Raw genomic sequence first — 17,858 nt, forward strand, 5'->3', positions numbered from 1 at the left:
CCGGCCAACGCTACCCCTCTTGCCAGCGCGCCGGCGGCAGCCGCCCCTGCAACCAGTGCAGCCGCCGCCGAGCCCGCCGCCGTGCCAGCAGGCAGCGGCAAGGTCGCGATTGAGTTCGTCGCCGATTGCTGGACCCAGGTTTCCGATGGCAACGGCAAGGTGCTGTTCAGCGGCATCAAGCGCAAGGGGGACAACCTCGAGCTGACTGGCAAGCCTCCGTTTGCGGTACGTCTGGGCTTTGCCCGTGGCGCCAAGGTCAGCTACAACGGCCAGGCCGTCGACGTTGCCCCGTTCACCAGTGGCGAAACCGCTCGCCTGAAGTTGGGACAGTAATTCATGCACGGCCAATCCCCGATCAAACGTCGCGAATCCCGCAAGATATGGGTCGGCAATGTGCCGGTGGGCGGTGATGCGCCCATTGCAGTGCAGAGCATGACCAACACCGATACCAATGATGTCGCCGCCACGGTGGGGCAGATCCAGCGTCTGGTCGATGCCGGTGTGGACATCGTTCGCGTGTCGGTACCTGACATGGACGCCGCCGAAGCCTTCGGCCGCATCAAGCAGCAGGTCAGCGTGCCGCTGGTCGCCGACATTCACTTCGACTACAAGATTGCCCTGCGCGTGGCCGAGTTGGGTGTGGACTGCCTGCGCATCAACCCTGGCAATATCGGCCGTGAAGACCGGGTCAGGGCTGTCGTTGACGCCGCTCGCGACCGTGGTATTCCAATCCGTATCGGCGTCAACGCAGGCTCACTGGAAAAGGACCTGCAGAAAAAGTACGGCGAGCCTACGCCCGCAGCGCTGGTCGAATCGGCGCTGCGCCATGTGGAACACCTCGATCGTCTCGACTTCCAGGATTTCAAGGTCAGCGTCAAGGCGTCGGACGTGTTCATGGCCGTCGAGGCCTATCGCCTGCTGGCACGGCAGATCGTGCAACCCCTGCACCTGGGAATCACCGAAGCCGGTGGCCTGCGCTCGGGTACGGTGAAATCTGCCGTTGGCCTAGGTATGCTGCTGGCCGAAGGCATTGGCGATACCATCCGCATTTCGCTGGCGGCAGACCCGGTGGAGGAGGTCAAGGTAGGCTATGACATCCTCAAGTCCCTGCACTTGCGTTCCCGAGGCATCAACTTCATCGCCTGCCCGAGCTGCTCGCGGCAGAATTTCGATGTGGTAAAAACCATGAACGAGCTCGAAGGGCGCCTCGAGGACCTGCTGGTGCCGCTGGACGTGGCCGTCATCGGCTGTGTGGTCAATGGCCCGGGGGAGGCCAAGGAAGCGCATGTCGGCCTGACCGGTGGTACGCCCAACCTGGTCTACATCGACGGTAAACCGGCGCAGAAACTGACCAACGACAACCTGGTCGATGATCTCGAAAGGCTCATCCGTCAGAAAGCGGCCGAGAAGGTCGAAGCCGACGCGGCGTTGATCGCCCGTGGCTGATACACAGAATTCGTAAGGATCATTCGTGAGCAAATCGCTGCAAGCCATCCGTGGCATGAACGACATCCTGCCCGAGCAGTCGCCATTGTGGCGCTATTTCGAGGGTACCGTTGCCGGCCTGCTGGACACCTACGGGTACAGCCAGATCCGCACGCCCATCGTGGAGTTCACCGAGCTGTTCAAGCGCTCGATCGGTGAAGTGACCGATATCGTCGAAAAGGAAATGTACACCTTCGAAGACCGCAACGGTGACTCGCTCACACTGCGTCCGGAAGGGACTGCGGCCTGTGTTCGCGCGGTGCTGGAGCATGGCATCACCGGCAATGGCCAGGTGCAGAAGCTGTGGTACATCGGGCAGATGTTCCGCCACGAGCGTCCCCAGAAGGGCCGCTACCGGCAGTTCCACCAGATCGGTGTGGAGGTGTTCAACCTCGATGGCCCGGACATCGATGCCGAGTTGATCATGCTGACCTGGCGCCTGTGGGGCTTGCTGGGCATTCAGGATGCGGTCAAGCTCGAACTCAACAGCCTTGGCACCAGCCAAGCGCGCGCCCGCTACCGCGACGCGTTGGTGGAGTTCCTGTCCGCGCGCCTGGAGCAACTGGACGAGGACAGCCAGCGCCGCCTCAAGAGCAATCCGCTGCGCATCCTCGACAGCAAGGACACCAACACCCAGGCGGTGCTGGTCGATGCGCCGAAGCTCGAAGATTACCTGGACGAAGAATCCCGTGCGCACTTCGCAGGCCTGAAGGCCCGCCTGGACGCTGCCGGCATTCCATTCGTGCTCAACACCAAGCTGGTGCGGGGGCTGGACTACTACAGCAAGACCGTCTTCGAGTGGGTCACCGACAAGCTTGGTGCCCAGGGTACGGTGTGTGCCGGCGGCCGCTACGATGGGCTGGTGGAGCAAATGGGCGGCAAGCCTACACCTGGCGTTGGCTTTGCCATGGGTATCGAGCGCCTGATTCTGCTGCTTGAAACCCTTGGCAAGGTACCGGACTCCATCAGCCGTCAGGTCGATGTCTACCTCTGCGCTTTTGGTGAGCAGGCCGAGTTGGCGGGCCTGCGTCTGTCCGAAGCGGTGCGTGACCGCCTGCCGGGCCTGCGTCTGGCCGTGAATGCGGGCGGGGGCAGTTTCAAAAGCCAGTTCAAGAAAGCCGACAAGAGCGGCGCGCTGTTCGCCTTGATTCTTGGCGATGATGAGTTGGCCAAACAGGAAGTCGGCTTCAAACCCCTGCGTGGTCAGGGCGAACAACAGAACATTGCCTGGGATGCCCTTGCAGGGCACCTGGAAACCGCGATCGCGCAGGCGTAACGCGGTTCAACGAGCGAATAGGCGAAAAGGAGTATTGGGGTGTCGAGTACCGATGATGATGACCTGGCAGGGGTCAAGGACTGGTGGAACCGTAACGGCAAGCCGCTGCTGACCGGTGCGTTGCTCGCCGGCGTGGTAGTGCTGGGCTGGAACACCTGGCACAAGTACCAGAACAACCAGTCGCAAGGTGCCTCGCAGTTGTATCAGGCGCTACTGGAAACCAGCCTCACGCCTACGGGTCAGCCGGACGCCACCCGGGTTGCGGAACTGGCCGGCAAGCTCAAGAGCGAGTTCGGCGGCACTGCCTATGCCCAGTACGGCAGCCTGTTCGTGGCCAAGGTAGCGGTCGAGAGCGGCAAGCTCGACGATGCCGCTGGCGAACTCAAGGCTGTGCTGGACAAGCCGGCAGACGCCACCCTTGGCGAGATCGCACGCCAGCGTCTGGCCCGTGTGCTGGCCGCCCAGAACAAGGCCGAGGATGCCCTCAAGTTGCTTGACGGGGATGCCGAGAAAGCCTTCCTCGCCAGTCGCGAGGAGTTGAAAGGGGACCTGCTGGTACAGCTGGGCCGCGCTGATGACGCGCACGGTGCTTACGAAAAGGCCAAGGCTGCGTTGTCCGACGAGGCGGCAGTGGGTGGCTTGCAGTTGAAGCTCGATGATCTGGCCAGAGGGGACGCGTAAGTGATCGGTTGGAAACAAGCAGCAGTGCTGACCTTGGCGGTATTGGCCGCAGGGTGCAGCAGCAACAGCAAGAAGGAATTGCCTCCTGCCGAACTGACCAAGTTCACCGAGGAAGTGGTGCTCAAGAAGCAGTGGAGCCGCTCCATCGGTGACGGTCAGGGTGAAACCTACAACACCCTCGTGCCGGCCATCGAGAACGACCGGATCTATGCCTCCGACGTCACCGGCGATGTCTATGCCCTGGACCGCATCACGGGCAACGTGGTGTGGAACAAGGACCTTGACCTGCCGGTTTCTGGCGCGGTCGGCGTAGGCTACGGTCTGGTGATGCTCGGCACCCTCAAGGGTGAAGTGATCGCCCTGGATTCGAGCACCGGCGAGGAGCGCTGGCGCGCCCGGGTGACCAGCGAAGTGCTGGCGCCCCCGGCCAACAACGGTGATGTGGTAGTGGTGCAGACCCAGGATGATCGCCTGATCGGCCTGGATGCTGCTACCGGTGATCGTCGCTGGATTTATGAAAGCACCCCGGCAGTACTGACCCTGCGCGGTACCGGCGCGCCGATCGTGACCAACCGCCTGGCGGTTGCTGGCCTGTCCACCGGTAAGGTCGTGGCAGTCGACATCAGCAATGGCGTACCTGTATGGGAAAGCCGTGTGGCGATCCCCCAGGGCCGTTCCGAGCTTGAGCGTGTCGTCGACATCGACGGCGGCTTGCTGCTCTCGGGTGGTACCCTGTACGTCAGCACCTACCAGGGGCGCGTTGCGGGCCTGGATCTGGAAAGTGGCCGCGTGCTCTGGCAGCGTGATGCTTCCAGCTACGTCGGGGTCGCCCAGGGCTTTGGCAACGTTTACGTGAGCGAAGCCTCGGGTACCGTGGAAAGCGTCGATGAGCGTTCCTCCAGCGCCCTGTGGTCCAACGATGCCATGGCCCGCCGCCAGCTGACCGCCCCCGAGGTGTACAGCAGCTACGTGGCAGTAGGCGACTTCGAAGGCTACCTGCACCTGCTCAGCCAAGTCGACGGTCGCTTCGTTGGCCGTGAGCGTGTCGACAGCAGTGGCCTGCGTGCACGGCCATTGGTGGTGGGTGACACCATCTATGTCTTCGGCAACAGCGGCAAGCTCGAGGCACTGACCATCCGCTGAAGCTATGCTTGAAGCCGTGCGGCTTCAGGCTGCGGCGTAGGACACGCCGCCCGAACTCCGGCCGCTGCCTTGCAGCGGCCTTTGTATTTTCAAGAATTCAAGAGTGGAGAGCCGAATGGTTCCCGTAATCGCCCTGGTGGGCCGTCCGAACGTCGGCAAATCCACCATGTTCAACCGCCTGACCAAGACCCGCGATGCCATCGTGGGTGACCTGTCGGGCCTGACCCGTGATCGCCAGTATGGTGATGCCAGCTGGCAGGGTCGCTCCTTCATCCTCATCGACACCGGTGGCATCACCGGTGATGAAGTGGGCATGGACGAAAAAATGGCCGAGCAGTCGCTCATGGCCATCGAAGAAGCCGACTATGTGCTGTTCCTGGTCGATGCCCGAGCGGGCATGACAGCGGCAGACCAGATGATTGCCGAGCACCTGCGCAAGCGCAACAAGGCGGCGATTCTGGTCGCCAACAAGATCGACAACATCGACGCTGACGTCGCTCGCGCTGAGTTCTCGCCAATGGGCATGGGCAATGCCATTCCGGTGGCAGGCTCCCAGGGTCGAGGCATCAACGCGTTGATGGAGGCCGTACTCGGTCACTTGCCGCGCGATGCCGAAGAAGAAGCCCTGGACCAGGATGTCGCCGAAGGCGAAGAGGCCGTTCGCATCCCTGGCCCAAGCGAAAAGGATGGCATCAAGATTGCCATCATTGGTCGCCCCAACGTCGGCAAGTCGACCCTGGTCAACCGCATGCTCGGTGAAGAGCGTGTGGTGGTCTACGACGAGCCGGGTACGACGCGCGACAGTATCTACATTCCCTTCGAGCGTGATGGTGACAAGTACACCTTCATCGACACCGCCGGTGTGCGCAAGCGCGGCAAGATCCACGAGGAAGTCGAAAAGTTCTCGGTGGTGAAGACGCTGCAGGCGATCAAGGACGCCAACGTGGTGATCTTCGTCATGGATGCTCGCGAAGGGGTGGTCGATCACGACCTGAACTTGCTGGGCTTTGCTCTGGAAGCTGGCCGCGCCATCGTCATCGCCCTGAACAAGTGGGATGGCATGGAGCCGGGTGAGCGTGCCTATGTGAAGACCGAGCTGGAGCGCCGGCTGTTCTTCGTCGATTTCGCCGATATCCACTTCATTTCCGCCCTGCACGGCACGGGCGTGGGCAACCTGTACAAATCGGTGCAGGCCGCGTTCACCTCAGCTGTGACCCGCTGGCCAACCAGCCGCCTGACGCAGATCCTCGAAGACGCCGTCAGCGAGCACCAGCCGCCGCTGGTCAATGGCCGTCGCATCAAGCTGCGTTATGCGCACCTGGGCGGGGCCAACCCGCCGCTGATCGTGATCCACGGCAACCAAACCGACAGCATTCCCAAGTCGTACTCGCGTTACCTGGAAAACACTTACCGTCGCGTGCTCAAGCTGGTCGGCACGCCGATTCGCATCGAGTACAAAGGCGGTGAAAACCCCTACGAGGGCAAGAAGAACACCCTCACAGACCGCCAGGTCAACAAGAAACGTCGCTTGATGTCGCACCACAAGAAAGCCGAGAAGAAACGCCGCGATAAGCGATAGGCGCCTGCCGGACCCGTTACAGTGTCTGTACAGGTCCTCGCCCGCCGTGCTGCGCATTTCTAGCGCCGCACCTGTGTTCCTGTTTCCTCGCGAGTGCGGCCATGCAGCCAAGCTCGGGAGGAAACATTGATCTATGCCGCTCTCCACATTGCACCGGTAGTTTGTGTGCGTGTGGTGCACAAGGCGCTCAGTCCGTGCTCCCCGCGCGGGGGGCGTTGGCTATTCACGTACGTGTGAATGATGTGTTAGATCAATGGAGGGAACGTCATGAACGATATTTACTTAAAAAAAACCAAAGGCAAGCTCTATCTGCTTGAGGACGGCGAGCGTTATGCAATCATCGTCAATCATTTGAATGAACTGCAGGTAGCAGGATCGCTGGATACGCCCGAGTGCTTCGACATCGGAATGCTCGCCCACCCATCGCTCGAGGGGGGTGTGGCTTTTGAGTTTCGAACGTCAGCAGGCAAGCAGGTCACTGGACGTGGTGGGCGCGTGCTTCATGCGTCGGGCGAAGAGCTGGGCACACCCGGTCCTGCTCTGCAAATCAGTCACCTGGCTGGAAACGTTGACGGCGAGCCCAATGTTAACCAGGTTCAATTGCAAACCCTCGATGCCCGCTACGTCTCAGCCCACGATCGTGTGCTCGTGGGCTACAAAGAAGTCCCCGTAGGCTGGACTTGGTTCGGCCTCACGCCCAATGCTACGAAGAAGGTACCCGTTTGGGAGAGCCAGCCAAGCGACAGGTTGCGCTACCATACCAAGGACGTGGCGCCCGCAGCGACCTTCATACTGGAGTTCGTCGCTCCAGCAGAAGGTTGAACTAGCCCCGACAGTGATCTTCGGGAAAGCCTGTGACGTGCGACTCACGCCTTGACTGGCTTCTTCCCGACGAAACGATCCGCTATGCTCGTGCTTTCTTTCCGTGCCGGCTGCACCAGGAGCAAGGGCGCCATGATCCCCAGCAAATTGCCGAACGTCGGCACGACCATCTTCACCACCATGTCAGAGCTCGCCGCCCAGACCGGTGCGCTGAACCTTTCGCAGGGCTTCCCGGATTTCAACGGGCCCCAAGCCCTGCTCGAGTCGGTGGGCCGGCATGTCATGGCAGGCCACAATCAATACGCGCCCATGTCGGGCCTTGCAGCCTTACGCCAGCAGGTGACCATCAAGGTCAAGCGGCTCTACGGTGTCACGGTGGACCCCGACCATGAAGTGACGATTACGCCCGGCGCGACGGAGGCGATCTTCTGCGCTATCCAGGCTGTCGTGCAGCCAGGGGACGAGGTCATCATCTTCGACCCCTGCTACGACAGCTACGCGCCCTCGGTGGCGCTGGCCGGTGGCCGGTGCGTGCATCTGCAACTGGACCCTGGCGATTTTTCCATCGATTGGCAGCAGCTCGCGGACGCCCTTACGCCACGCACACGTCTGGTCGTGCTCAACTCGCCCCATAACCCCAGCGGTGCCTTGCTTTCCAGCAAGGATCTGGATCAGCTGGCCCAGCTGATCGCCGATCGAGATATCTACGTACTCAGCGATGAAGTCTACGAACACCTGGTCTACGACGACGTGAAGCATGCGTGCGTACTGGCTCACGAGCAGCTCTACAGACGTGCGTTCGTGGTCAGCTCCTTTGGCAAGACGTACCACGTCACCGGTTGGAAGACCGGCTATGTCATCGCACCGCCGGCCCTCACCGGCGAACTGCGCAAGGTGCATCAATACGTCAACTTTTGCGGCGTGACCCCGTTGCAGTACGCCCTGGCTGACTTCATGGCCGAGCATCCGGAACATGTCGATGCGTTACCGGCTTTCTATCAAGCCAAGCGCGACCTGTGTTGCGGCTTGTTGCAGGATTCGCGATTCAGCTTCACCCCCACAGCCGGCACTTACTTTCAGTTGGTTGACTATTCGAACATCCGACCGGACCTCGATGACGTGCAGATGGCGACGTGGTTGACCCGCGAGCATGGCGTGGCCACCATCCCGATCTCGGTGTTCTACCAGCAACCTGTTCCCGGTCAGCGACTGCTGCGCCTGTGCTTTGCCAAACGAGAGGAGACGCTGCGTCAGGCGGCGGAGAAACTATGCGCGATCTGAGTACGCTGCCTGACCTCAGGCTGGCCCTGGTGCAGACCACACTTGCCTGGCACGACCGGGAAGCCAACTTCGCCCATTTCGATGTGCTGCTCGAGCAGGTGGGCGAGGTGGACCTGGTGATCTTGCCGGAAATGTTCACCACCGGGTTTTCCATGCAGTCCAAGAGCCTCGCCGAGCCGGAGAATGGCCCGACGTACAAATGGCTCAAGGCTCAGGCGAAAAAGTGCAATGCCGTGGTCACGGGCAGCGTGATCATTCAGGCGGCCGATGGCAGTCACCGTAACCGCCTGCTCTGGGCAAGGCCAGATGGCGAGATCCTGCACTACGACAAGCGTCATCTGTTCCGCATGGCTGGTGAGCATGAGCACTACACGCCGGGCGAGCGTCAGGTGCAGTTCGAGCTCAAGGGATGGCGTATTCGCCCGCTCATCTGCTACGACCTGCGCTTCCCAGTCTGGAGCCGGGATGCCACGTACACCGACCTGCTGTTGTACACGGCCAACTGGCCGGCAGCACGTCGCCTGCACTGGAACCGTCTGCTTCCGGCGCGAGGGATCGAAAACCTGTGCTATGTCGCGGCTGTGAACCGGGTGGGCACTGACGGCAAGAGTTTCGCGTACAGCGGTGATAGCCAGGTACTGGATTTTCAGGGCGAGAGCTTGCTTAGCGCTGGAGAGGCAGATGGCGTGTTCACTGTGGTATTGAGTGCCTCGGATCTCGCTGCCTATAGAGCCAAGTTCCCGGCCAACTTGGACGCCGATACCTTCGAGCTGCACTGAGTGCAGCGAGGTTCCGGAAGATCAATGCCAGAAAGCCGCCTGGCTGCCGGTCAGTACACATCCCGCCGGTAGCGCCCCTCTTCGATCAGCCGTTGCACCGCAGCGTCCCCAAGCAGGCCTGCGAGTGCCGCATCGACACCCGCGGCCATGCCCTGCAGGCTGCCGCAGACGTATACGCAGGCACCTTCATCCATCCAGCGTTTGAACAATGCCGCCTGCTGCAACAACACATCCTGCACGTAGATTTTTTCAGCCTGGTCGCGAGAGAACGCCAGGTCCAGCCGTGCCAGATCGCCAGCGGCGAGCAACCCTTGCAGCTCCTGGCCACACAGAAAATCATGAGCACGGTTGCGTTCGCCGTACAGCAACCAGTTACGCCGCTCGCCCGCGGCGACGCGAGCCCGTAGCAGACTGCGCAGGCCGGCCAGGCCCGTGCCGTTGCCGATCAGGATCATCGGCACATTACCCTGGGGCGCATGGAAGCCGCTGTTGCGCCTTAGCCTCAGGCTCAGCGTGCCGTCGAGCGGCAGGTACTTGGTCAGCCAACCAGAGCCTACGCCCACCTCGCCGCTTGGATGGCGCTCCTGGCGCACGATCAGCTCCAGCACGCCATCACTGGCAATTGACGCGATGGAATAGTCGCGGCTGCCGAGGGGCACCAGTGCGTCCACCACCGCCTGGGCATGCAGCCCGACCAGATGCTCACCGACGGCAGGTAACTGACGGCCGGCAAGTGCTTGGGCAAGCGTTTCTACCACCCCTTCGACCTGCACCTGCGTGTCCGCCTCCAGCCCCAGGCTTTTGATGAAGGCATCGACCCTCGGCCGACCGTTGAGCGGCAGAATCTCCACCAGGTCGCCAGCTTCCCACACGGCAGGCGCTTGCGCTTGCAGACCAAGCAGGTAGACCGGATGGCCCTGGCTGCCAGGGTTGAGCAGTTCACGGCGTATCAGCGACCAGTTGCCAAAACGGGGAGCTTGCCAAGCGGATACCGGCGCGGTGCCGGTCAGAAGCGCCAGCGCCTGATGCCACTGCTGAAGGGCTGCCTGATCGACGTTGTCCACCTCTATGGGGCTGAACGCACAGCGAGCACCCCGCTCGGTCAACCACGCCTGAAGCCTGCGGGCGAATCCGCAGAACTGTGGGTATTGACGATCACCCAGCGCCAGCAGGGCATAGCTGAGCGTCTGCAAGGACAAAGGCTGACCCAGCACGTTGCGCTCAAAGCCTCGCGCGCTGTCAGGGGCGTCTGCATCCCCGAAGGTGCTGACGACGAACAGCGCACGGCGTGCCTGACGCAGATCGTCTTCACACAACGTACCCAATGCCCTGACCTGCACCGGCAAACCCGCCGCTTGCAGTTGCCCGGCGCTGTGCCAGGCCAGTTGCTCGGCCGTACCACTCTGGCTGGCGTAGCCGATCAGCCAGCTCTCGCTGTTGACCTCATCGCAGGTCACGTGGCGGCGGGCAGCCCGAACCTGACGTTTCTTGCGTCGTCGATCCAGGTAGAGCAGCCAGCCCGTGACGAAGAAGATTGGCATGGCCAGGCTGGCCAAGGTCAGAACGATGCGTCCAACCAGGCCAAAGTATTCGCCGACATGCAGCGCGTACACGCTCTGGAGCAATTGGGCCTTGAGTGACTTGTCACTGTAGCGTTCGTGACGGCTAACCTTGCCATTGGCAGGGTCCAGGACCAAGGTGTCGAATGCCCTGGGGTGGTCGGCGTCATCGAGCAGGTAGAACACGTTGGCAGGTTGACCGCCAACTGGGGGCAGGCGCAGGTTGTAGCTGGCAAGGCCTGGACCCGCGGCGTTGCGCAGGCTGGCCCAGAGGGCGTTGTAGTCGACGTTCAGCGCCGGTGCGTTTGGGTCGATGGGCGCAGCCCCGTGGCGCCGGGCTTTTTGCGCCTGTGGCTGCCCAGCGACCGGCGGATCGGCCAGTAGCCGGTTCAGGCCTTCGCGGTACCATTCGTAGGACCAGAACAGGCCCGTCAGGGCAAATAGCAGGTAGAAGAGCAGGCACCAAGTGCCTGCCACGGCGTGCAGGTCCCAGTTGAACGCGCGGCCTTTCTTGGCCCAATCCAGCGTCAGCCAGGTTCGCCAGTTCGTGGCATTGCGCGGCCAACGCAGGTACAGGCCCGACAGGCAGAAGAACACCAACAGCAGCGTCGAGGCACCGGTGATCTGCCTGCCCGTGTCGCCCATGGCCAGAAAGCGGTGAAGCGTGAGCATGAGGGTGAAGAAGCCTTGCCCAGACACCTCGCCCAGCAACTGGCCCGTATACGGATCTGCGTAGCGCAACGGGCCGCGCCGCTCGCCCGGTGCAGGTGTGAAGAAGATCCTGGCGGCTTCGCCTTCACGGACGTCGACCCACAGCATGGCGACCTTGTCGTGTTGCTGGGCCTCGACCCGCCGCACCAGTTCAGCAGGCGGCAGCACGCCCTCTGGGCGTACCTCCACGCGCAGCACATCGGCATTGAACGCGCCCAGCAGTTCGTCCTGAAACGAATAGAGCGCCCCGGTGATACCCATCACTGCAAGAACCAGCCCGGCCGTGATGCCGAATAACCAATGCAGCTGGAACAGCGTCTTCTTCAACACCTTCGATCACCTTGTATCGCCGCCGCACCCTGCGTCGCGCTGGCGGATGTTAATGGAAGCTCCAGTACGCGGCAATTGAGATTCGTTCACATTCACAAGGTGAGTGGCGGGAGGTGTAGCGCCGGTGACCAACGTGCGGTCGGCTTTATTGCGCAGACATGAAAACGGGGCCTTTGGGCCCCGTCATGGATTACAGGTAGAAGGCTTTGAGCGGCGGGAACCCATTGAACTCCACCGCGCTGTAGCTGGTGGTATAGGCACCGGTCGACAGCCAGTACAGGCGATCGCCAATGGCCAGGTTCAGCGGCAGACCATACTTGTAGTGCTCGTACATGATGTCGGCGCTGTCACAGGTAGGCCCGGCGATGACCACTTCCTCGGTTTCGCCCTTTTTCTCGGTCCAGATCGGGAACTTGATGGACTCGTCCATGGTTTCGATCAGGCCCGAGAACTTGCCGACGTCGGTGTAGATCCAGCGCTCGACGGCCGTGCGCGACTTGCGTGCCACCAACACCACTTCGCTGACCAGGATGCCGGCGTTGGCAATCAGCGAACGGCCCGGCTCCAGGATGATTTCTGGCAAGTCGTCACCGAAGTCTTCCTTGAGGAAGCGAATGATCTCTTCGGCATAGGTTTCCAAGCTGTTGGTGCGGGTAATGTAGTTGGCCGGGAAGCCGCCGCCCATGTTGATCAGCTTCAGTTCGATACCGTCTTCTTCCTTGAGCCGTTCGAAGATCACCTTCACCTTGGCGATGGCGGCGTCCCACACGCTGATGTCGCGCTGTTGCGAGCCCACGTGGAAGGAGATGCCATAGGGCACCAGGCCCAGGTCGCGGGCGAGGATCAACAGGTCCATGGCCATGTCGGTCTGGCAACCGAACTTGCGCGACAGCGGCCAGTCAGCGGTGGTGGAGCCTTCGGTCAGGATACGTACGTACACTTTCGAACCCGGCGCGGCCTTGGCGATGTTGCGCAGGTCTGCCTCGGAGTCAGTGGCGTACAGGCGCACGCCCTTCTCGTAGAAGTAGCGAATGTCCTTGGATTTCTTGATGGTGTTGCCGTAGCTGATGCGGTCGGCGCTGACACCCTGGTTCATCACCTTGTCCAGCTCGTAGATGGAGGCGATGTCGAAGTTCGAACCCTTGTCCTTGAGCAGGTCGATGATCTCGACGGCTGGGTTGGCCTTGACGGCGTAGTACACCTTGGCGAATTCGAACCCGGCGCGCAGGTCGTCATAAGCCTTGCTGATCATCTGGGTATCGATGAGTACGAACGGCGTTTCCTGCTTGTCGGCAAACGCCTTCATTTTCTGGAAGGTGTCGCGTGCGAAATAGTCTTCGACCTGGATCGACATGCTCAGGGACTCCATGGGCAAACTGAAAATTTAAGTGGCTGCAAACTGAACGTCCTCCGTATCCCCACTTTGGTTCGCCTACTCAGTACTTGAGCCGGATGGATCGTTTCCAGCATGGACGTTCGGCGCGCACTTTAGGGCGTGAACTCGGCAGAATCAACAGGCAATCCCTGATGAATCGGCGATGATCGAGCTGCCACGCCTGGGATAAACGACCCATGTGAGCGGCTGATGTTCCCCAGTGCGCTTCAGACGTAAAGAATTGTGGAATAGCCCTTAGCAGGGGGCTTAAACCCAAGCCCCTCTGCATGGGCACGACGTGCTTTTGGAGATGATCGAGCGGTGCGAAAGGTAGGCTCGGGTGTTCATATTTATGGCCACCCGAGCCTGGTACGGGCGTTCAGAAAACGGCCCGTGAATTTTTTGTTCCGTCCGCCCTCGTCACGTCTTTTTTTTGCGATGAGAGGCTTTTAGGACGTCACCATCTCGGCGGGCGAGACGATGGTGGATTTCGCTCCGCGCGAGCGGCCCGAACTCAGGTAGGCTGCAATCGACTCCTGGGTGACCTCGCCCAGGAACACCTGCTCGGCGTCCAGTACTGGGAACCAGGCGCGGTTGAACTCGTACATGCGCGACAACAAGATACGCAGGTTCTCATCGTGCGCCGCCGTGGCGTTGAACGGCCGTAGGAAGTCGGCGCACGTGCCTTGCTGGCGGTGCATGTCGCGTCGGCGCACATAGCCAAGCGCCTTGTTCGCGGCATCGGTCACCACCACGTAGCGGCGATCATGTTCATCCAGCAGCTCCAGCGCATCATGCACTGGGGTCTGCGGGCTTACCGCCGGGGCATTGTCAGCGGCATCTTCGGCACGTACCAGCAGCAGCCGCTTCAGGGTGCTGTCCTGGCCGACGAAGTTGCTCACGAAGTCATCGGCCGGGTGCGCCAGCAAGGTGTCCGGGTGATCCAGCTGCAACAGCTTGCCCGCACGGAAGATGGCAATCTTGTCGCCCAGCTTGATGGCTTCGTCGATGTCATGGCTGACCATGATCACGGTCTTGTTCAAGGCCCGCTGCATCTCGAAGAATTCGTTCTGGATCATCTCCCGGTTGATGGGGTCCACGGCGCCGAACGGTTCGTCCATCAACAGCACCGGGGCGTCGGCTGCCAAGGCGCGGATCACCCCGATCCGCTGCTGCTGACCCCCGGAGAGTTCGCGGGGGTAGCGCTGCAGGTACTGCTTGGGTTCGAGCTTGATCATGTGCATCAGCTCCCGGGCGCGCTCGGCGCAGCGCTGCTTGTCCCACCCGAGCAGGCGAGGGACGACGGTGATGTTCTCCTCGATGGTCATGTTCGGGAACAGGCCGATCTGCTGGATCACATAGCCGATGTGACGACGCAGGCTGACCTCGTCCAGCCCGCTGGTGTCTTCGCCATTGATGAACACCTGCCCCGAGGTGGGTGTGATCAGGCGGTTGATCATCTTCAGGGTGGTGCTCTTGCCGCACCCTGACGGGCCCAGGAACACGCAGATTTCGCCTTCATTGACCGTGAGGCTGACCGCGTCCACGGCCTTGACGTCCTTGCCGTTGACGTTGAAGGTCTTGCTGAGGTTTTTCAGTTCGATCATGAGCGCATTCCTTCTGGAGTCAGGGCACGTTGCAGGGTTTGCAGAAGCAGGTCGGCGATGATCGCCAGCAGGCTGACCAGCACGGCGCCGACCAGCAGCATCGACATGTCGCTGCGGCTGATGGAGGTGAGGATGAGGACGCCCAGGCCACCGGCTCCGATGGTGGCGGCGATGGTCATTACGCCGATGTTCATCACCACGGCCGTACGCACGCCGGCGAGAATCACCGGTACCGCGATGGGCAACTCGACCATGCGCAGGCGTTGGCCGAAGGTCATGCCAATGCCCCGGGCAGCCTCGCGAATACCGGGCTCGACGTTGGTCAGCGCCAAGTAGGTGTTGCGCAGGATCGGCAGCAGGGAATAGAGAAACACCGCCGTGATGGCAGGCAGCGGGCCCAGGCCCTGGCCGAACGTGGAGTAAAACGGCAACAGCAGCCCGAACAGGGCGATCGACGGGATGGTCAGCAGTACCGTCGCGCTGGCCTGCACGGGCCCGGCCAGGAACGGGAAGCGGGTCATGACGATGCCCAGCGGCACCCCGATCAGGATGGCCAGGCCCACGGCCACGCCCACCAACATGATGTGCTGCCAGGTCAGCTGCAGCACCAGGGCCCAGTCCAGGTGCGCGAAAGTGTCGAGCAATGTCATGGCGTCACCTCCCTCAAGGGATGTTCTCGCAGGAAGTCGGCCGCGACCGAGGAGGGGCTTTGATGCTGCACATCGACCTTGGCGTTGAGCTGGCGCATGGTCTCGTCGTCCAATTGCTCGGCCAGAGGCGCGAGCAGGCTGGCCAACTGCGGGTGAGCGTCGAGTACGGCCTTGCGCACCACCGGGCCTGCCGTGTAATCCGGGAAGTAGTGCTTGTCGTCTTCGAGCAGCTTGAGCTTGAACGCGTTGAGCCGGCCATCGGTGGTGTACACCAGGCCTGCGAACACCTGGGCATTGCGCAGCGCGGTGTAGACCAGGCCTGCATCCATCTGGCGGATGTTGGCGCGCCCCAGCTGCATGCCATACCGCGCCTGCAGGCCATCCAGGCCGTCGGGCCGGTTGGCGAACTCGGTGTCCAGCGCAACCACGTGCTTGCGCGCCTGCTCGTCCATCAACACCTGGTTCAACTGGCTGATGGTGTTGACCTGTGGGTAGGCTTTGGCCACTTCGCTAGGCAAAGCCAATGCATAGGTGTTGCTGAACTTGGAAGGCTTGAGCCAGACCAGTCCCTTTTCGGCGTCCAGAGCCTTGACCCTGGCATAGGTGGCCGCCGCGCTGGGCATGCGTTCTTCGACATGGTTGTAGGACACCAGCGAGACCCCGGTGTATTCCCACATCAGGTCAAGCTGCCCGGTTTCCTGCGCCTGACGTGCCAGGCTGCTGCCAAGGCCGCCAGTGACGCGCACATCGAAGCCATGGGCGCGCAGGTATTGGGCAGTGATTTCGGCGAGCACGGTCTGTTCGGTGAATACCCGGGCGCCGATACGGATCAACGGTTTGTCTGCCGCCTGGGCAAAACCTGCCGACAGCAGGACCGCGCCCAGGAGCAAGGCGATTGCGTTCTTCATGGTTTTCCTCGGGTTATTGGGCCAGGCCACGTTCCAGCCAGCGCTTGCTGGCGAACGTCACCAGTGCGTCCAGCAGCAATGCCAGCAGTGCCGTGCAAGCGGCGCCCAGCAAAAGCTGGGGCTGGTTGTTCAGGGCGATGCCGGGGAAGATCAGGCTGCCCAGGCTGTTGGCACCGATCAGGAAGGCGAGCGGGGCGGTGCCCACGTTCAGTGCCAGCGCCACACGCACGCCGCCGACGATGATGGGCACGGCGTTGGGCAGCTCGACCTGCCATAACTGCTGGCGCGGCGTCATGCCGATGCCGGTAGCGGCTTCCTTGAGCGAGGCGGGAACGTTTTTCAGCCCTTCGTAGGTGTTGCGCACGATGGGCAGGAGGGAGGCGAGGAACAGGGCGAAAATGGCAGGCCCTGCGCCGATGCCTAGCACGCTCAGGGCGATGGCCAGTACGGCCAAGGGAGGGATGGTGTTGCCAATGTTGAAGAACTGCATGAACCGCTCGGCTTTGTCGACCCTGTGCGGTCGACTCAAGGCAATGCCGGCGGGGATGCCCACGGCCAATGCCGCCGCCATCGAAGCCAGCACCAGAACCAGGTGCGCTTGCAGGTAGAACGTCAGATCGTCGCGGTAGCGCGCGATCGTGTCGAGGCCGATCCAATGGACCAGCAGGGCCAGGATGACGAGCACGGCGGCCCATCCCAACAGCCCTTTTCCGTAGCGTGTCGCCACAGGTGGACTCCTTCTTGTCGTCGGCGAGCACACTTCTTCATGGCCAGCCCTCGAGGGCAGCGGTGGTGTGTTCGCGAGTAGCAGCATGATGCCGTTGAAGCTGAGCGTTCATGCAATGAGTCGAGCCCCGTCGGGCATCGAAGATGCTGATGAATCCAGCCCTGAGTCGAGGTGCAACTCAGGGCAATGGACGTCTCCTAAGGCACCAAGGTTCCCATCTGGGGAAGCATTTGGCCAGCCCTGCGCAGCTCGCAAGTCATTGTTTCCAGGTGCTCATTACGCTCATAGGCCTCTTCAATACTGGGCTGTAGCGAACTGGAAAAAAGTCGTTTTGTTCAATCTTGCACAGGTCCCATGCCATGCTGAATTACAGTTATGACCGATCGTTCATCGCCCAGGTACGTTGTCTGTCCCTGGACGCGCCGGGGTATCTGGACTGCGCTAAATTGGTCGAGCGCGGCCAACAGGCCGCACGCGCCGCCGATGACTGGATGATCGTCACCTCTCTGGTGACAAAGTCGCCACACATGTTCATGTTCCGTTGCCTGTTCGACGCCGCGATTGGCCGTCCTTACTACGACATCCAGTCTTGGAGCCGAAAGACGGGGCGGGATTTTCAGTCTGCCAATTGCCACCTCGACTGCAGCAACAATGGCTACGCCGGCCTCTATGCTGCACCTCCCGGCGAGCAAACATTGTGGAAGTTCATGCAGGTGGACGAGGGTGGCGAGTGGCGGAGCATGACATCCATCGTCGAACCAGGGCAGACGATTCGTGGCCGTATCCATACCCGCTCGAACATACCGCTTCAGGCCTATCGCAAGGAAACGGTGGCAGGTCACTGGTTTGCCTATGTGGTCAATGAGGGTGGACAGCCCATGGACCTGGAACTGGACATTCTGCATGTCGGCCAGGAGCTCATGGACGATCATTGAGGCGGGCCAG

16 protein-coding genes are annotated in these 17,858 nt (G+C 61.6%); 10 read left to right on the forward strand and 6 right to left on the reverse strand.

Annotation, left to right across the window (positions count from 1 at the left end; translation table 11 throughout):
• From B2S33_RS11760 to B2S33_RS11800, 9 genes are all read left to right on the forward strand, one after another.
• Positions 1–333, forward strand: a 333-nt coding sequence (locus tag B2S33_RS11760) for a DUF4115 domain-containing protein (RefSeq protein ID WP_288650348.1), incomplete at its 5' end; no start/stop codon positions are given.
• 3 nt (positions 334–336) lie between these two features.
• Positions 337–1,446 carry a flavodoxin-dependent (E)-4-hydroxy-3-methylbut-2-enyl-diphosphate synthase gene (gene ispG, locus B2S33_RS11765; protein WP_023533296.1) on the forward strand — a complete coding sequence of 370 codons (1,110 nt, stop codon included), beginning with the start codon at positions 337–339 and terminating at the stop codon, positions 1,444–1,446.
• Between the two features lie 25 nt (positions 1,447–1,471).
• The gene (gene hisS, locus B2S33_RS11770; protein WP_028687033.1) at positions 1,472–2,761 is read left to right on the forward strand and encodes a histidine--tRNA ligase; all 1,290 of its coding nucleotides are present in this window, start codon (positions 1,472–1,474) and stop codon (positions 2,759–2,761) included.
• Between the two features lie 39 nt (positions 2,762–2,800).
• On the forward strand, positions 2,801–3,442 hold the full coding sequence (locus B2S33_RS11775) for a tetratricopeptide repeat protein (RefSeq protein ID WP_027913694.1): 642 nt from the start codon (positions 2,801–2,803) through the stop codon (positions 3,440–3,442).
• A complete protein-coding gene (bamB, locus tag B2S33_RS11780) occupies positions 3,443–4,585 on the forward strand; it encodes an outer membrane protein assembly factor BamB (protein ID WP_027913695.1) in 1,143 nt (380 codons plus the stop codon).
• Between the two features lie 115 nt (positions 4,586–4,700).
• Positions 4,701–6,164 carry a ribosome biogenesis GTPase Der gene (der, locus tag B2S33_RS11785; RefSeq protein ID WP_023533412.1) on the forward strand — a complete coding sequence of 488 codons (1,464 nt, stop codon included), beginning with the start codon at positions 4,701–4,703 and terminating at the stop codon, positions 6,162–6,164.
• Between the two features lie 267 nt (positions 6,165–6,431).
• Positions 6,432–6,986: a hypothetical protein gene (locus tag B2S33_RS11790; protein ID WP_027913696.1), complete on the forward strand. Its 555-nt coding sequence runs from the start codon at positions 6,432–6,434 to the stop codon at positions 6,984–6,986.
• 132 nt (positions 6,987–7,118) lie between these two features.
• Positions 7,119–8,267: a pyridoxal phosphate-dependent aminotransferase gene (locus B2S33_RS11795; protein WP_027913697.1), complete on the forward strand. Its 1,149-nt coding sequence runs from the start codon at positions 7,119–7,121 to the stop codon at positions 8,265–8,267.
• Positions 8,255–9,046, forward strand: a complete 792-nt coding sequence (locus B2S33_RS11800; RefSeq protein WP_288650349.1) for an amidohydrolase — start codon at positions 8,255–8,257, stop codon at positions 9,044–9,046. The genes B2S33_RS11795 and B2S33_RS11800 overlap by 13 nt, the downstream gene beginning before the upstream one ends.
• Positions 9,047–9,096: 50 nt before the next feature.
• Here the strand turns inward: B2S33_RS11800 and B2S33_RS11805 are convergent, their stop codons facing one another.
• The 6 genes from B2S33_RS11805 to B2S33_RS11830 form a co-directional block, all read right to left on the reverse strand.
• Positions 9,097–11,646, reverse strand: a complete 2,550-nt coding sequence (locus B2S33_RS11805; RefSeq protein ID WP_288650350.1) for a sulfite reductase flavoprotein subunit alpha — start codon at positions 11,644–11,646, stop codon at positions 9,097–9,099.
• Positions 11,647–11,836: 190 nt separating this feature from the next.
• Positions 11,837–13,000 (reverse strand): type III PLP-dependent enzyme, encoded by a 1,164-nt coding sequence (locus B2S33_RS11810; protein ID WP_023533340.1) that lies wholly within the window; start codon positions 12,998–13,000, stop codon positions 11,837–11,839.
• Positions 13,001–13,470: 470 nt separating this feature from the next.
• Positions 13,471–14,628 carry a betaine/proline/choline family ABC transporter ATP-binding protein gene (locus tag B2S33_RS11815; protein WP_288650351.1) on the reverse strand — a complete coding sequence of 386 codons (1,158 nt, stop codon included), beginning with the start codon at positions 14,626–14,628 and terminating at the stop codon, positions 13,471–13,473.
• Positions 14,625–15,278, reverse strand: coding sequence for an ABC transporter permease (locus B2S33_RS11820; protein ID WP_027913701.1), 654 nt, complete (start codon positions 15,276–15,278; stop codon positions 14,625–14,627). The genes B2S33_RS11815 and B2S33_RS11820 overlap by 4 nt, the downstream gene beginning before the upstream one ends.
• A complete protein-coding gene (locus B2S33_RS11825; RefSeq protein WP_288650353.1) occupies positions 15,275–16,186 on the reverse strand; it encodes a glycine betaine ABC transporter substrate-binding protein in 912 nt (303 codons plus the stop codon). The genes B2S33_RS11820 and B2S33_RS11825 overlap by 4 nt, the downstream gene beginning before the upstream one ends.
• 13 nt (positions 16,187–16,199) lie before the next feature.
• The gene (locus B2S33_RS11830; protein ID WP_027913703.1) at positions 16,200–16,913 is read right to left on the reverse strand and encodes an ABC transporter permease; all 714 of its coding nucleotides are present in this window, start codon (positions 16,911–16,913) and stop codon (positions 16,200–16,202) included.
• Between the two features lie 359 nt (positions 16,914–17,272).
• On the opposite strand from B2S33_RS11830, the gene B2S33_RS11835 reads away from it, so the two are divergent.
• Positions 17,273–17,848, forward strand: coding sequence for a hypothetical protein (locus B2S33_RS11835; protein WP_288650354.1), 576 nt, complete (start codon positions 17,273–17,275; stop codon positions 17,846–17,848).
• The last annotated feature ends 10 nt before the right edge of the window (positions 17,849–17,858 follow it).

Source organism: Pseudomonas sp. UBA5568 (genome assembly GCF_002425525.1).
In the GTDB taxonomy this organism is placed as follows: Bacteria; Pseudomonadota; Gammaproteobacteria; order Pseudomonadales; family Pseudomonadaceae; genus Aquipseudomonas; species Aquipseudomonas fulva.

Bases quoted from the DNA above. Each gene is read 5' to 3' on its own strand.
- B2S33_RS11800 (WP_288650349.1), top strand. From the start codon at position 8,255: ATGCGCGATCTGAGTACGCTGCCTGACCTCAGGCTGGCCCTGGTGCAG.
- der (WP_023533412.1), top strand. From the start codon at position 4,701: ATGGTTCCCGTAATCGCCCTGGTGGGCCGTCCGAACGTCGGCAAATCC.
- B2S33_RS11810 (WP_023533340.1), bottom strand. From the start codon at position 13,000: ATGTCGATCCAGGTCGAAGACTATTTCGCACGCGACACCTTCCAGAAA.
- B2S33_RS11835 (WP_288650354.1), top strand. From the start codon at position 17,273: ATGCTGAATTACAGTTATGACCGATCGTTCATCGCCCAGGTACGTTGT.
- B2S33_RS11820 (WP_027913701.1), bottom strand. From the start codon at position 15,278: ATGACATTGCTCGACACTTTCGCGCACCTGGACTGGGCCCTGGTGCTG.
- ispG (WP_023533296.1), top strand. From the start codon at position 337: ATGCACGGCCAATCCCCGATCAAACGTCGCGAATCCCGCAAGATATGG.
- B2S33_RS11790 (WP_027913696.1), top strand. From the start codon at position 6,432: ATGAACGATATTTACTTAAAAAAAACCAAAGGCAAGCTCTATCTGCTT.
- B2S33_RS11795 (WP_027913697.1), top strand. From the start codon at position 7,119: ATGATCCCCAGCAAATTGCCGAACGTCGGCACGACCATCTTCACCACC.
- B2S33_RS11825 (WP_288650353.1), bottom strand. From the start codon at position 16,186: ATGAAGAACGCAATCGCCTTGCTCCTGGGCGCGGTCCTGCTGTCGGCA.
- B2S33_RS11815 (WP_288650351.1), bottom strand. From the start codon at position 14,628: ATGATCGAACTGAAAAACCTCAGCAAGACCTTCAACGTCAACGGCAAG.